The 15,938-nt window shown below is 38.9% G+C and carries 11 protein-coding genes; 9 read left to right on the plus strand and 2 right to left on the minus strand.

What is annotated here, in order from left to right:
- Nucleotides 1-87 precede the first annotated feature (87 nt).
- Nucleotides 88-246 (minus strand): hypothetical protein, encoded by a 159-nt coding sequence (locus ACWICE_RS00935; RefSeq protein ID WP_454297437.1) that lies wholly within the window; start codon nt 244-246, stop codon nt 88-90.
- A gap of 186 nt (nt 247-432) precedes the next feature.
- Here ACWICE_RS00935 and ACWICE_RS00940 point away from each other — a divergent pair, with 186 nt between their 5' ends.
- The 6 genes from ACWICE_RS00940 to ACWICE_RS00965 all read left to right on the plus strand — a co-directional run bounded on the left by ACWICE_RS00940 (nt 433) and on the right by ACWICE_RS00965 (nt 13,114).
- Nucleotides 433-2,826 (plus strand): ABC transporter permease, encoded by a 2,394-nt coding sequence (locus ACWICE_RS00940; RefSeq protein ID WP_454297438.1) that lies wholly within the window; start codon nt 433-435, stop codon nt 2,824-2,826.
- 145 nt (nt 2,827-2,971) lie between these two features.
- On the plus strand, nt 2,972-5,419 hold the full coding sequence (locus tag ACWICE_RS00945; RefSeq protein WP_454297439.1) for an ABC transporter permease: 2,448 nt from the start codon (nt 2,972-2,974) through the stop codon (nt 5,417-5,419).
- A gap of 1,073 nt (nt 5,420-6,492) precedes the next feature.
- Nucleotides 6,493-8,883 (plus strand): ABC transporter permease, encoded by a 2,391-nt coding sequence (locus ACWICE_RS00950; protein ID WP_454297440.1) that lies wholly within the window; start codon nt 6,493-6,495, stop codon nt 8,881-8,883.
- 104 nt (nt 8,884-8,987) lie between these two features.
- A complete protein-coding gene (locus ACWICE_RS00955; protein ID WP_454297441.1) occupies nt 8,988-11,393 on the plus strand; it encodes an ABC transporter permease in 2,406 nt (801 codons plus the stop codon).
- A 153-nt stretch (nt 11,394-11,546) separates the two neighbouring features.
- Nucleotides 11,547-12,203 carry an ABC transporter ATP-binding protein gene (locus ACWICE_RS00960; protein ID WP_454297442.1) on the plus strand — a complete coding sequence of 219 codons (657 nt, stop codon included), beginning with the start codon at nt 11,547-11,549 and terminating at the stop codon, nt 12,201-12,203.
- A gap of 50 nt (nt 12,204-12,253) precedes the next feature.
- Entirely contained in the window at nt 12,254-13,114 is an 861-nt protein-coding gene (locus ACWICE_RS00965; RefSeq protein ID WP_374670339.1) for a transglutaminase-like domain-containing protein, read from the plus strand.
- Between the two features lie 36 nt (nt 13,115-13,150).
- Here ACWICE_RS00965 and ACWICE_RS00970 read toward each other — a convergent pair whose 3' ends face one another.
- The gene (locus ACWICE_RS00970) at nt 13,151-14,245 is read right to left on the minus strand and encodes a hypothetical protein (RefSeq protein ID WP_254526409.1); all 1,095 of its coding nucleotides are present in this window, start codon (nt 14,243-14,245) and stop codon (nt 13,151-13,153) included.
- A gap of 126 nt (nt 14,246-14,371) precedes the next feature.
- Here ACWICE_RS00970 and ACWICE_RS00975 point away from each other — a divergent pair, with 126 nt between their 5' ends.
- The 3 genes from ACWICE_RS00975 to rpmF all read left to right on the plus strand — a co-directional run bounded on the left by ACWICE_RS00975 (nt 14,372) and on the right by rpmF (nt 15,840).
- Nucleotides 14,372-15,022 carry an epoxyqueuosine reductase QueH gene (locus ACWICE_RS00975; protein ID WP_454297443.1) on the plus strand — a complete coding sequence of 217 codons (651 nt, stop codon included), beginning with the start codon at nt 14,372-14,374 and terminating at the stop codon, nt 15,020-15,022.
- A 74-nt stretch (nt 15,023-15,096) separates the two neighbouring features.
- On the plus strand, nt 15,097-15,633 hold the full coding sequence (locus ACWICE_RS00980) for a YceD family protein (RefSeq protein ID WP_254526413.1): 537 nt from the start codon (nt 15,097-15,099) through the stop codon (nt 15,631-15,633).
- A gap of 15 nt (nt 15,634-15,648) precedes the next feature.
- Entirely contained in the window at nt 15,649-15,840 is a 192-nt protein-coding gene (gene rpmF / locus ACWICE_RS00985) for a 50S ribosomal protein L32 (RefSeq protein ID WP_093100719.1), read from the plus strand.
- The last annotated feature ends 98 nt before the right edge of the window (nt 15,841-15,938 follow it).

Below are 15,938 nucleotides of genomic sequence, written 5' to 3' on the forward strand. Positions count from 1 at the left end.
AATACCTATTTAACCCCTAAAGGGGTAGTACAGCTGAAAAATCATTGCTAAAATAATTTCACCCCTACAAGGTGCTGCAATAAGAAATTAGAAATCCTGGTTCAAATCCATATCTTGCCCCATCCTCCCATCCTTTCCATCCTGGTTCAAATCCACATCTTGGCCCATCCTCTTATCCTTTCCATCCTGGTTCAAATCCAGATCTTGGTCTATCCTCCCATCCCATTCATCCTGGTTCAAATCCATTACGTTCATTTGCGAACAACAAATCGTCCGATAATGAACATATCAATCTTTAAGTATATATACAAATAACAGATAATCAATGTATTACATTTATGGCAAATGAATTGAATTGCTGTTTAATACGAAAAAAATTGATATGGAATTTGCTTTACCATATTTCAACACTCAAATCTCAATACTACTAAAATGCTTAAAACAGCTTGGAGATCGATATTAAAGACCAAATCCTTAAGTGCTATTCACATCATAGGATTGGCTATTGCCATTGCAGCATCAACGGTTTTGTTTTTGACAGCAATGTTTGAGTTGTCGTATGATAATTTCCATCCTAATGGGGAAAGAATCGCGCTTCTTTATAAAAGTTCAGAACCGGAAACTGGTAAAAGGGAGGATTCTTCGATGCCTTCACCTTTAGCGCCACAGTTGAAAAAGGATATTCCGAGTATTGAAGGTATTACACGCTATGCCAATAGTAAATTGGTACTGAAAAATGGTGATAAAGAATTTACTTCAACCAATAGATTTGTGGATGAAGATTTTTTCAAGATTTTCGATTTTCCTTTTATATCAGGTAATAAGAATGTCCTTTCTGGGCTCGACAATATGGTCTTGACGGAGAATATGGCAAAGAATCTGTTTGACAACACAGATGTAGTTGGAAAACAGATTGAGGTTAATTTAAATGGGGTTTGGAAGGCGGCTACCATTGGCGCAGTCCTGAAAGATATTCCTAGCAATTCGAGCCTTCGTTTTAATTCGCTCTATAGATTTGAAAACAGACCTGGTTACCTTGAACAGACGCAAGTCTGGGACAACTCAGACCATGAGGTTTATGTAAAAATGAAAGCTGAAGTCAACGATGCGACTTTCGGCAAGGAAACCAAAGCATTTACAGAACAATTCTTTAAAAATGATATAGACCGGTTGAAACGTGATGGCGGAAAAGCAGATGTTAATGGCAGTTATTTCAGTTTCCACTTATTGCCGTTAGCCAAAGTACACTTAAATGATTTTGGTCCTTCAGCCTCTTTATCATCCAATTATCCTTGGATATTATTGTTGATCTCGGGCTTAATTATGTTTATTGCATCGTCCAATTTCATCAATCTCTCCTTAGCTAATGCTATCAGTAGAAATAGGGAAATTGGCACTCGCAAGACATTAGGCGGAACGACCTGGGACATTGTAAAGCAGTTGACATTGGAGTCTTTTATCTTATGTATTATTTCATTGTTGGTAGGTTTGCTCATCGCCTATTTGGTTTTACCGCAGTTCAATGCTAATATGAATTACCAATTGAAAATAACGGATCTATTTAATATCAAGAACCTCGTTATCTTCCTAGTGGCATTTCTTCTAATTTCTCTTCTTGCTGGAGGATTACCGGCCTTTAAAGCAGCACGGACAAATATTATCCAATCCCTAAAGGGATCCAATAAAATAAAAACATCAAGCCTCAGAAGTTCATTAACGGTATTGCAATTTGTGATCGCCATTATATTGATCATTGCCACCATTGTAATCAGCACCCAATTGAACTATATCTCGAATAAGCCATTAGGATTTAATAAAACTGAAGTCATCAGTATTCCAATTGGTGCTGGAGTCAATAAAGAAGATATGGTGCAAAGGATGCGTGCTGAGTTAAGCCAGCAAACCTGGGTAAAGAATGTCACTGCAGCGGATGTTAATATTGGCAAGGGGCGTGATGGCACTTTGCAAAGGAGCATTTTCGGTTTTGAACATGAAAACAAAGAGATCCAAACCAATTTCATGCGTGTAGATTATGATTACCTAAATACATTAGGCATCAAATTATTGGGAGGTAGGGATTTTGACCGTTCCTTCGGTACCGATACGAATGCTGTAGTTATCAACAAACAGATGGCGGCACAATTTGGTGGTGCGGACAAAGTATTGGGAAAGGAAATAGACCTGAACGGTAAAAGTATCGTGATTGGGATCATGGATGATTTCAATTTCCAAGATCTTAGGGCCCAAGTCGAACCCTTAACCATTTCAGTGAATCCAAATGTTTTCACTGTGGAATATATCTTTGTCCGTGTCGAAACGCAACAGCTTGCTGAAACTTTGGATAAGGTAAATGCGATATGGAAAAAGGTAAATCCAAAGGCTAAGGTTGACCCTTCTTATCTCGATGAGAACACGCAGAACCTGTATCAATCGGAGAGGACATTTTCAAAAATTGTCATCAGCGGAACGAGTATAGCCATTGTTATTTCTTGCCTAGGGTTATTCGCTCTAGCTTTATTAACTATTAATACAAGGGTGAAGGAGATTGGTATCCGTAAGGTCTTAGGGTCTTCGGTATCCAGTATCATTATACTCCTTTCTAAAGACTTTATAAGATTAGTCCTCATCGCCTTTTTAATGGCAGCACCATTAGCATGGTGGATTATGAATAACTGGTTACAGACCTATGCCTACCGCATCAATATCCAATGGTGGATGTTTGCCCTAGCAGCAGGTCTAGCCGTTATCATAGCTTGGTCTACCATCGCTTGGCAAGCCTTTAGAGCCGCGAATGCGAATATTGTGGATAGCTTGAGGGATGAGTAATTCTTTTTAAAGTATTTAGTATTAAGTATTTAGTATTTAGACCAATGGAGTCTATAAAACTGAACTTAAAATTTCTAAAACGTAAATATAATTGATACATGCGAGTCTTAATACTAAATACTAGCTACTAAATACTAAGAAAAAAATGTTTCAAAACAATATAAAAATCGCTTGGAGGAACCTCAAGAATCAGAGGTTTTATTCCATAATCAAGATTGGGGGATTTGCATTTAGCATGGCTATTTGCTTATTGATTGTGCTTTATATACAGCATGAATTGAGTTATGATAAATTCTATAAGGACTCTAATCAGATATTCAGGGTTGTAGGAGTAATTACAAGGGATAATGTGGTACAGAAGGGCGTTTCTATGCCGGCTCCAGCTGGGCCTGAATTGAAGGAGGAGTTCCCTGAAATTACTGCTTTTGGTCGTGTATTATCGAATCCGCTTTTTGGTGCAGGCAGTAATCAGGTTGCTACGAATGAAAATCCGGAACTGTTTAGCGAGGAAGGGTTTTGTTTTGTCGATCAAGGCATAATGGACATGTTTCCGATGGAAACGGTTTTTGGCACCTTAAATCATGCTTTGGATAATCCCAATACGATTGTCATTACCAAAAGTAAGGCTGAGAAGTTATTTAAAGGGGATCCTATTGGAAAAATTATTTATCTAAATAATGATAAATCCAAGGGCTATAGCATAACCGCTGTAATCGATGATATCCCAACCAACTCGAACTTTTACGGCTTTGATTTCTTTATGACCTTAAGTAGTCATGAACCTTACCCTGGGGAGAAACAGAACTGGTTAGCCTCCAATTATTCGACCTATTTCAAAGTAAAGGATGGAACTGATATTACTCAACTAGAGAAAAAACTAACCAGATCCTATATTGATGATCATTATCGACCTGCCGTAGTACAGGCCGGAATGGCGGTCAATGAAGAAATATGGAAGTCTGCGAAAATGACCTTACAGCCGTTGAAAGATATTCACTTGCATTCAAAAGGGATCCAAAATAATAAGATTGAAAACCAGAATCGAGGTGATGCCCAATTGGTCTACATCTTTGCCGGAATAGCAGCTTTAATATTGATTATTGCCATCATCAATTTCATCAATCTTTCCACTGCCAATGCAAATACGCGTGCTAAGGAGGTTGGTGTAAGAAAAACGATTGGTTCTGACCGCAGTTCACTGATTTGGCAGTTTATTACTGAATCGTTATTATATTCCCTAATTTCGATATTGATTGCCATCGCCCTTGCTTATCTTTTATTGCCTTATTTTAATGGCATAGCTGGCAAATCTTTGACTTTCCCATGGAAGAATTTAGTTTATATCCCTTCACTCTTATTCTTTGGATGTTTTATAGGCATCATTTCGGGTGTTTATCCTGCCCTATATCTTTCTTCCTTTAAACCAATTGCCGTTCTCAAAGGAAAACTCAATCTAAAATCTGGGAACAACTGGTTTAGAAATGGATTGGTGGTCTTTCAATTTTCTACATCAATAATCCTGATCATAGGAACATTAATCATCAATCAACAGGTAAAATATATTCTCCACAAAGATTTAGGTTTTAATAAGGAACAGGTCTTGGTTTTACGCGGGACAGGAACTTTGGATGGAAATCAAAAAGCGATGAAAGAGGAACTGAAAGGTATTTCGACTGTTTCCTCGGTTTCGGTTGGTGATTATTTACCGGTCATGATGGATGGGGTAAGACGGAATGGCAATGCCTATTGGATCGATGGCAGGCAGAATGAGGATGTAGGAATTGGCGGGCAAAATTGGTTGGTCGATGTAGATTACCTAAAGACATTTGGTATCAAACTGATTGAAGGCAGGAATTTTAATATGGAGATGCCAACCGACTCAACAGCAGTCGTCGTCAACCAAAGCATGGTTAGGGAACTCGGCATAACCAATCCCATCGGAGCCAAGATCCGGAATTTCGCAACCTTTACCATCATCGGGGTGGTTGAAGATTTTATTTTTGGCGATATGAAAGGCGAGGCGGTAAAACCATTGGCATTGATGATAGGTGGTAGTCCTAATATGATTTCCATCAAGCTTAATACGAATAACCTCGAACAGACCCTTGCTGAAATCAATAAAGTTTGGAACAGTTTCTCTCCAAATCAGAAAATTCAATATACTTTCTTAGATGAAGGATTTGAGAATCTCTATGCTGACGTTCAACGCACTCAAGCGATCGTTTCAACCTTCGCCCTGTTCGCCATTTTTATTGCCTGCTTGGGATTGTTTGGCTTGGCAGCATTTGTCACTCAACAGCGGACAAAAGAAATCGGTATCCGAAAAGTATTAGGTGCAAGCCTTCCAGGAATTATCAAATTGCTTTCTACAGATTTTATAAAACTGGTTTTTATTGCCATTATCATCGCTTCACCAATTGCATGGTGGGCAATGAACAATTGGTTGAAAGATTTTAGCTATAGAATTGATATTAAGCCATGGGTGTTTTTAGCAGCTGGTGGTATAAGCCTGTTTATTGCTTTCTGCACCATTTGTTATCATGCTCTTAGGATTGGAAGGATCAATCCTGTCAATAGTTTGAAGGATGAGTGAGATAGACATAAGACAGTAGACATAAGACAGTAGATCTTCTTGTGGGTAAGGATTGGAATTTGAACCAGGATTGGGGTTCGACGCCGCTCACCCAACGAGGATGAGAGGATGGGCCAAGATCTGGGATTTGAACCAGGATGGGGTTCGACGCCGCTCACCCAACGAGGATGGGAGGATAGACCAAGATCTGGATTTGAACCAGGATGCCCTTCGACGCAGCTCAGGGTACGGGATGAGAGGATCGGCCAAGATTTGGGAAGACCCCAGGATGGGGTTTGACTTCCCCATACCTAACGACCCTGTCATCCTTGACCTTTGGTCAAGGAACTGTTCGCCAATGCAATCATTAATGTTTATAAAATAAAAATATAGGTTATGAAAGATCCAACCTAATTCGGATAGACCTCAATATGATGGTTTAACCGAAATATTAGACAAAATAAAACCCCTTGCAGTGGGTGGAATATTTTTCAACAGATCCTTTTATTGGTAATTATCCATATAAAATAGTTTTCTCATCTTACGATTTCGAAATGACCCCTATCCATAAAAAAATATAAAACAGATTCTTCGTTGTACTCTGAATCCCTCTACTTTCAAAACTTTAAATTCCCGGCATTAGCCCGCCAGAAATTTCTTTTGTCTATTGTCTTGTGTCTTATGTCTGAAAATTAGATTCTTCGTTGTACTCTGAATCCCTCTAATTTCAAAACTTTAAATTCCCGGCATTAGCCCGCCAGAAATTTCTTTTGTCTATTGTCTTGTGTCTTATGTCTGAAAATTAGATTCTTCGTTTTACTCTGAATCCCTCTAATTTCTAATCAGTTGATTCTCTCGCAATAACCTAGCCGAGAGTTCTGTTGTCTTGTGTCTGCTGACTATTATCTCCCCGACCGTTCAGTACCGAACAAAAAGCGTTCGATATCGAACATGTTAAACACCCTAAACAATTGCATTAATCTGTTTTTCAACACTTTACATTAATGGCAAATGTATTGTATTTTAATTCAGCGGGTAAATAGCTCAATGCAATTAGGCATTTACTCGAAGGGAAACACATTACCAATATTAGCATGAATAATCTAAAGATAGCTTTTCGGAACATTCGCAAAAACAAGGGTTTTTCGATTATCAATATTGCCAGTTTAGCATTGGGGATAACCTGTTTTTTATTGTTGTTGGCTTATGTTTACCATGAGTTGAGTTATGATCGATATCTATCCAATTCGGATCGGGTTTCGCTGGTTACTTCTTCCGTGAAAGCTCCGGAGGATGCGGATTTCACCTATTGGAGGGTTACTCCTACGGCTGTAGCTCCGGTCTTTGCAAAGGAATTTCCTGAAATCGAGAAAGCCGTCAGGATGTATACTTACAATAATGCTGCCTTGATCGAAAATGGCTCGGAATCAATTAAAGAGTCTGGTCTAAAATATGTGGATGAGGATTTTTTAAAAGTCTTAGATTATAAGGTCCTTTCAGGAAATGTAAATGCTGCACTATCGAATCCGAATGATATTGTATTGACTGAATCGTTGGCTAAGAAGTATTTTTCGAATGAAAATGCTATTGGTAAAACGATTATGATCGATAAATCACCTTGGACCATAACAGCGGTCATCGAGGATTTACCAACCTATACCGAAATCAAGTTTTCTGCTTTGCTATCAAACAAAGGCTTGAAGAGATACCAACAAGAACCTCAATGGGGATCAGCAAATGACATCACTTTTGTTTTGTTGAAAGCGAATGTCAATCAGCAGGCATTACAGGAAAAGGTAGATGCCTTTATGAAGCATCAACTGAAAGAGCAATATGATGCGGGTTATACCATTAAGATCAATCTTGAAAACATAGAAACAGTGCACTTACATTCCAAAGCAGCTGGTTCAGGAAACCTATTGTACCTGTATATCTTCGGCTTCTTAGCAGCTGCCCTCCTATTGATCTCGGCGGTAAACTTTACCAATCTATCCCTAGCCCATGCTTCGGAGAGGGCTAAAGAGATCGCCGTTCGAAAAGTCATTGGTGCTCACAAAAAGGGAATTTTCAATCAATTTATTGTGGAAGGTGGAATGATGGTTGGAATAGCTTTACTGTTGGGGCTTCTGCTTGCTTGGATATTATTACCTGTATTCAGCGTATATTTAGGTGTTCCCATGAAACTCGAACTATGGTCAAATCCGTCTTTCTATTTTGCTGTATTAACCTTCTTCGTTGTATTGAATTTTATTGCATCAGGTTGGCCAGCATGGGTCATTGCACAATTCAAACCTATCAGCGTCATCAAGGGTCAACTAAAGTCGAGTAAGACAAAGTTTCCAATTGCCAAGATTTTGATAACCTTCCAATATTGCATTTCGATATTTTTAGTGATCTGTACTTTGTTTGCCTATAGGCAGATGCAATTTATCCAGACCATGGATACTGGCCTGAACCGTTCTCAGATTGTTGTTTTGGATGGAGACGTATTACAATCTACAGGGGTGGAAAACTTGAAAAATGAACTTAAGAACATCGGATCCATCAAAAGTATTTCGGCCTCTTATGATTCGCCTGTCAATGTGCAGGGTGGTTATTCTTTGGAAACCTCTGAAGGCAAGAATCCAAACTTCAGCATGGATATTACGGCATTGCCGATCGAACGAGACTTTTTGCCGACTTTTGAAATTCCAATTCTCGCTGGGGAACCATTGAACGAAACGGATATCATCAAAGCTAAGGACACTTCTGCTACGCGATCTGTAGCCATCATCATCAATAAAATGGCGGCAGAAAGAATTGGGTGGACTCCAGAGGAAGCAATCGGGAAGACCGTCAATATTAATGGAAGAAGGGGACCTGTGAAGGCAGTGGTAGACAATTTCAACTTTGCTTCATTGAAAGAAGAAGTTCGACCAGTAGCGTTATTTCCTGAATACAGCTATTTTGGGAATGTTTTTGTAAAGATAAATGCAGGTGCCAATACGACTCAAGCTTTACAGGATATACAGGTAGCCTTTAACAAAATATTACCTAATACCACCTTTAATTATCATTTCTTGGATGATGATTATGCTGCACTTTACAAACAAGAGCAACAAACCACCAAGATTATGCAACTCTTTGCCTTAGTCACCATAGTAATTGCTTGTATCGGTCTCTTTGCAATATCTGCCTATACAGCACAGCAACGCGTTAAAGAGATTGGTATCAGAAAGGTGTTGGGTGCTTCGGTAAGTAAACTGGTGGCTCTATTGACTTCTGATTTCATAAAATTGGTAGTCTTGGCATTTATAATTGCTATTCCATTAGGGTATTGGGCCATGGATAAATGGCTCAGCAACTTTGTTTACCATATCCATATTGAATGGTGGATATTCTTTGCTGCTGGCTTGATTACCCTCATGATTTCATTTATGACCATTGGAGGCCAGGCGTTTAAGGCAGCAAGGGCTAATCCGGTTGATAGTTTAAAGGATGAATGATTTTTTTAAAGTATTTAGTATTAAGTATTTAGTATTTAGTATTTAGACCTATGTCCATCCCTTAATAAGATTGAATTGGGGATTTAGTTTCAACTAATAAGATTATGAAGAACTTGAATTTGATTTTTAGGAAATTATGGAAGAATAAGTTATTTACCTTCCTGAATATTATAGGCTTGGCCATTGGGATCAGTGCCTGTTGGATCGTTTTTAGGCTGGTGAACTACGAATTGAGTTTTGACAAGAACCATGCTGAAGGGGAGAAAATATTCAAGGTATATGGGGTTTTCGATGAGGTAGGTTCTACTGATCGGTTTGATGGGGTTCCAACTCCATTAGCCAGATATATTAAAGAGAACCTTTCGAGTGTAGAGCTTTCGGTTCCGGTCAATAGGAGGTATTATCCAAAAATCAGGAACAGTTCGGACTCCAAGGAGAGTTTTACAATTGAAGATCAAGAGAACATCATTGAAACTACGAGTGATTATTTCAAAATGGTTCCTTATGAATGGTTGGCTGGAAATCCCAATAAAGCTTTACAGCACCCAGATGAGGTCATACTAACCAGCAGTAGGGCGAATCAATATTTCCCAAATATGGATCCCAAAGAAGTTGTTGGAAAAACATTAATGTATGACACGACACTCTTTTCTGTTTCTGGAGTCGTAAAAGATCTGGAAAGTCCAAGTAGCTTTTTGGCAAAGGAATTTGTAAAGATATCGGACAGAAATTGGAATTCAGACCTTTGGGTTTCCTTTATGTCTGATATCACTTTATTTGTTAAATTAAAGTCGCCAAACAATAGGGATGCTTTTGTAAATGAAGTCAGCAAGAAAATCCATGAAATGACCAAAACGGAATTCGCTGAAATGAATACCAAGGCCAGAGCTGGTGTAACTCCTCTTGCCGATGTACATTTTGACAAGAACCTTCAGAACAGTTCGAATATTAAAGTAGTTTATGGATTCATCGGAATAGGAATATTTTTACTCTTATTAGCGACCATCAACTACATCAATCTGACTACAGCTCAAGTACCTTATCGAGCCAAGGAAATTGGCATCCGCAAAACATTAGGCGAACAACCTTTTGATGTCACCAAATCATTTTTGCTGGAAACATTTTTCATTAGTCTGTTCGCTCTATTTCTATCTTGGCCCTTAACCAAAATATTCGAAAAAGCATTTGCCTCTTATTTACCAGCAAACCTGAATTCATTTTCAGATATTTTGCCAGTAAGTATCTTCATAATAGGCTTAGTCATTTTCATTAGCATTGCTTCGAGCCTTTATCCTGCTTACCTGATCAACAAGGTTCAGATCTCTGAGGTCATCAAGATGAAAGGAATTGGAAAATTATCGGTTGGAAGCATTTCCATCAGAAAGGTATTGATCATATTTCAATTTGTCATTGCACAGGGCTTTGTTGTTTCCACCTTTATCATGGGGATGCAAATGAAACATACCATGACTTCAGACCTTGGGTTTAACCATCAAGCATTGATTACAATGCAATTACCTTATAAGGTCGATCAAAATGCTGATGTCGACCCTTATGTATTTAAGGATGCTTTGTTAAAACATAGTCAGGTTGCTGGGGTGGCCCTAGGTCATTTACCATTGTCCAATAACCATTGGGGGAACTTTGTTTCTTCCACAGCGGACACTGGAGTAGTGAAAGTGAATGTGCCTTTCAAGTTTGTAGACAAAGACTATTTAGATGTTTATGGGATTAAGTTGCTTGCCGGAAGAAATATGACATTGGCAGATACCAGTTCAGGAATCATCCTAAATGAATTAGCTATCGAAGAAATGGGCTTCAAAAGTCCTGAAGAAGCGATTGGAAAAGCCGTAAGTGCCTATGGTAAGGACAGAACGATTACAGGAATTACCTCAAACTATACCAGCAAATCTTTTCATACTGAAAAAGAAGGGGTAGCTATGTTGACTACTAAATTTAGAGGTCAGCTTCAATACATATCCGTCAAATTACATGCTGATCCAAAAACTTGGAAATCTTCTTTGGAGACAATCGAAAAAGAATGGAAGAATATATATCCAAATGCTCCATTTGCCTATAAATTTTACGATGAGAATATCCGTCAACTGTACGAGGCGGACCATAAGTTTTCTAAAATCATCAACCTTTCTACAGGGGTTACCATCTTATTGAGTTGCCTCGGGTTAATTGGTTTGGTGACTATCTCTACCGCTCAACGAACGAAAGAAATAGGGATCCGTAAAGTATTGGGAAGTTCCATTTCTGGAATCGTTGGCTTGCTTTCAAAAGATTATATCAAGCTGGTCTTAATTTCCATTCTTATAGCTTCACCAATCGCCTGGTGGGCGTCCAATAAGTGGTTAGATGATTTTGCCTATAAAATTGAAATATCTTGGTGGATGTTTGTAATTCCGGCACTGGCAACTGTTGTTATTGCCTTCTTGACGATGAGTTTCCAATCTTTGAAGGCTGCAAAGGCCAATCCCGTGGATAGCTTGAGGGATGAGTAACTCAAGGGCTGTGCCCTTGAGTGGATATGAGATGTGAGATGTGAGATTTGAGATATTAACCTGATTGGAAAGGATAGGAAGAATTAAGACGGTCCTGTGGAGCAGGAAAAGTCTAAATACTAAATACTTGATACTAAATACTATAAAAAAAACATGATAAAATTAGAACACATTTTTAAGTGGTACAATGTTGGCGGAGCCAAAAACTTTATTTTAAAGGATATCAATCTGGAAATCAACGAGGGAGATTTTGTTTCCATTATGGGGCCTTCTGGGTCTGGGAAGTCGACTTTATTGAATGTTATTGGGATGCTGGATGAACCAGATGAGGGTAGTTATAATTTTATGGGGGAAGATGTGCTGAACATGAAAGCGAAAAAGAGATCGCAATTGTTTCAGTCGCATATCGGATATGTATTTCAATCTTACCATTTGATTGATGAGTTGACTGTTTATGAAAATATTGAAACGCCATTGATCTACAAGAACCTTTCGTCTTCAGAACGGAAGAGCATTGTATCCGATATGTTGGATCGATTTAACATCGTGGGCAAGAAGGATCTTTTTCCGGCGCAACTTTCAGGTGGACAGCAACAAGTGGTGGGCATTGCGAGGGCATTGGCAGGATCGCCAAGATTGTTGTTGGCCGATGAGCCTACGGGAAACCTAAATTCGAAACAAGGTGAAGAAATCATGGAGCTGTTCAAACAACTGAACGATGACGGCATGACCATCATACAAGTGACTCACTCTGAGAAGAATGCAGAATACGGCAAGTCCATCATCAATATGTTGGATGGTCAATTATAATAACAATTTGCTGAAGGATTTTTGGGAATGCCTTTTATTTCGTAAATTTCATTGTGAATGAAAAAGAAATTAAGGCACTCATCTATCTTTTGGATGACCCCGACCGGGAGATTTTTCAAGAGATAGAGCACAAACTAATCACATGTGGGCCTGAGGTTATACCTTTATTGGAACACTCGTGGGAATCTTCTTTTGACCCGCTTTCACAAAGCAGGATTGAAAACATCATTCATAAAATCCAATATGACCAGGTCAAGAATGACCTTCAACTTTGGAAACTCAACAACTCCGAGGACCTCTTGGAAGGCCTGCTGATCATCAACCGCTATCAATATCCCAATCTTCATGAAGAACAGGTTTATTACCAACTGGCGGAACTGCGCAGAAATGCTTGGTACCATCTGATGTATGATATGAGTCCGGTGGAGAAAGTGAAACTGCTCAACAATATCCTTTTCCGGGAATTTGGTCTCTCTGGAAACACCTCTAACTATCATGATCCGCAAAATTCCTTTATCCATAAGGTGCTGGAAACAAAAAAGGGAAATCCGATCAGTTTGGCCTGTATCTATGCATTGGTGGCCCAGAAGCTAGACATTCCAATCTATGGGGTCAATCTTCCCAAACATTTTGTTTTGGCCTATGTAGACGGAGAGAATCAGGATAAGGTCCAATTCTACATCAATGTTTTCAACCGTGGACAGATCATGCGGGAAGAAGATATCTATGCTTTCTTGAGACAATTGAACCTACCACTTTCTGATAACTATACCCTTCCCTGCGATAATATCGCGATCATAAAAAGGGTTTTGAGGAACCTGATCGCAGCCTATGAGCATGTTGATAATGCGGAAAAGAAATTTGAAGTGGAAACCCTGCTGACCTTAATCGAAGAAGACGAGATTAATTAACCTCGTCTTCCTATATAAATTCAATATTTTTCTTATTTAATTCCGAGCATCCAGGGATATTCCTCTTGGAACCGAAGCTTCGGCTCTACCAGGTTGCTGATATTGATAAGTTGCATTTGGCGCAACATCTCCATTGTCTGTCTTTAAGAATCGATAAACTGCTTTTGAAATTGGATCAGCAACATAGATATATTTGCTGTCCTTTCTGAAATCAAGTTCTACATCCACTGGTTGTTTTAACTTGGTATTTACCCCTTTAATGATACGTGTTGGGCTAATGGCACCAGTTGCGGCACTAATTTTCGCATAATCATCAAAGATCAGGATTCTTCCCTCGTAAGTGGCTGATGCTCCTGTTCCAGTCTGTACAAAATCTGTCAGAGCTAGCATATTGTTCACTGTATCAACTGACATTCCACGGATATTAACTGCATCTGAGACCGTCAGAATCTTGGAAGGTTCGACCGATTGGACTATTGAATCTCGGGAGATAACTAGATTGTCGTAAATTTCAACTCCTCCGTTCGTACCAGATTTACTTACCACCAATCCACTTTTGACAATGGTCACATCCCAAGGTACAATTTCGTTTTTGAAATGATAGGTCTGTCCAGGTTTCCTGAATTCCGATAATCCTCTAGGTCTGTCGAATACATAGTAGGCCGGTGTTCCGCCACCATTGGAAATGGTATACAATTTATCCAGACTTGGATGGAATACTAAACCTCGGACATCTCTTAACAGGCCTTGACGAATTCTATTGTTGTCATTGCTCAAAGCTCCTGTTTCACCGATATTAAGCTTATAAACGAAAGTATCTGTAACCGTTGTATTAATTGAAGATTGGAAAATGAGTCTTGCACTAGGATTGAAATAGATGGTATTCCCTCCCTTTACATTTGATAAAAAGGGAGTGGCACGAAGGCCCATATTTTCTTCATCATCTGAATTAGGCAATAGCACAACATTGTTGAATTGCGTTAAATCAGGGTTTTCGTTAAAATCAGAGTAAGATATATAGAGTCTTGAAATCGAGTTGCTTGCGGGTGGTTCATCATCGTCTTTTTCACAGGAATAAAATCCAATGAGGGTGGCGATGGCGAGGAGAGCGAATAAGTACTTCAGTTTCATAAAATAATCAATTATATTACAAATGTATAAAATAATCGTTTGAAGGCGAGCTCTCAGGGCTTTAAGATTGTTAAAGTTGGTTAAATAGATGTATTTCCGTAAAATTGCAGAATAGATAATAAAGCAATGGAGAACAAAGAATTTGTAAGAGAGAAGTTGGAATTGCCCAACGAAGGGAAAAAGCTTTTGCTTCACTCCTGCTGTGCTCCCTGTTCTGGTGAGGTAATGGAGGCATTGATTGCTTCAAATATAGATTTCACGATCTATTTCTATAATCCTAACATTCATCCACGGAAGGAGTACGATCTAAGGAAGGAGGAGAATATCCGATTTGCTGAGAAGCACAATATTCCATTCATTGATGCCGATTACGATGTTGATCATTGGTTTGAGTTGGCAAAAGGCATGGAACAGGAACCTGAAAGGGGCATTCGCTGTACGATGTGTTTTGACATGCGTTTTGAGAAAACAGCGGAATATGCGGCCCAAAATGGTTTTGATGTGATCTCTAGTTCATTGGGAATCTCACGTTGGAAAACGATGAGCCAGATCAACGACTGTGGTGTAAGAGCTGCTTCGCGATATCCGAACATGGAATATTGGACTTTCAACTGGCGCAAGAAAGGTGGTTCGGCGAGAATGTTGGAAATCAGCAAGAAAGAAAAGTTTTACATGCAGGAATATTGCGGTTGTGCGTATTCATTGCGCGACACCAATAAATGGCGGATGGCGAACGACCGTCCGAAAATTGAATTAGGAAAAAATTATTACGAATAGCCTAGACGATTTTTTAAAATAAATTTCATTTATACTTATTTAATCGTTACTTTTGCAGGCTCAAATGCAAGATTGTGAAGTATCTAAAAAAATACAGAATACCATTTTCAGGTCTTTCAACAGGTAAGCACAGTTTTGACTTTGAAATCGACGAGAAGTTCTTTGCATGTTACGATCATTCCTTGCTACAGGAAGGCAATCTAAAAGCGGTTGTCGACTTGCAGAAACAGGAGAACATGTTGATAGCTAATTTCGACATTCAAGGCACCATAAAACTGACTTGCGATGTTTGTCTATCGACCTTTGATTCCCCAGTTCACATCAAGGAACGTGCTTTGGTAAAATTCAGCGATGAAGATTGGAATGAGGACACGGAAGAAGTGATCACCTTATCCAAGAACGACTATGAATTGGACATCGCTCCGTTGCTGTATGAATACATCAATGTGGCAGTCCCTCCCTATCCTAAGTGTAATGAAAACGGAGAAGGGATAGCATGTGACCCGGAGATGTTGAACAGGATACAAAATGAAGAAGAAAGCTCGTCTGAGGAGGACAATGAAAACATTGACCCTCGTTGGGAAGCATTGAAGAATATTAAAAATAACTAAAACAAAAGATACGAGATGGCACATCCAAAACGTAAAACTTCTAAATCTAGAAGAGACAAGAGAAGAACACACTATAAAGCTGAATTACCTAGCTTAACTGTTTGTAAAGAAACTGGCGCGGTGCACAGACCTCACCACGCATACACAGTAGACGGTAACTTATACTACAACGGTAAATTAATTATTGAGAACACCGCTGCTGTCTAACGACATCTTTCTTAAAAACATCCCAAAAAAGTATAATATTTTATATTATTAACTTTCACTTGGGATGTTTTTTGCGTATTATTGAATAATATAAATAA

The sequence above is a fragment of the Sphingobacterium sp. NPDC055346 genome, assembly GCF_053645235.1.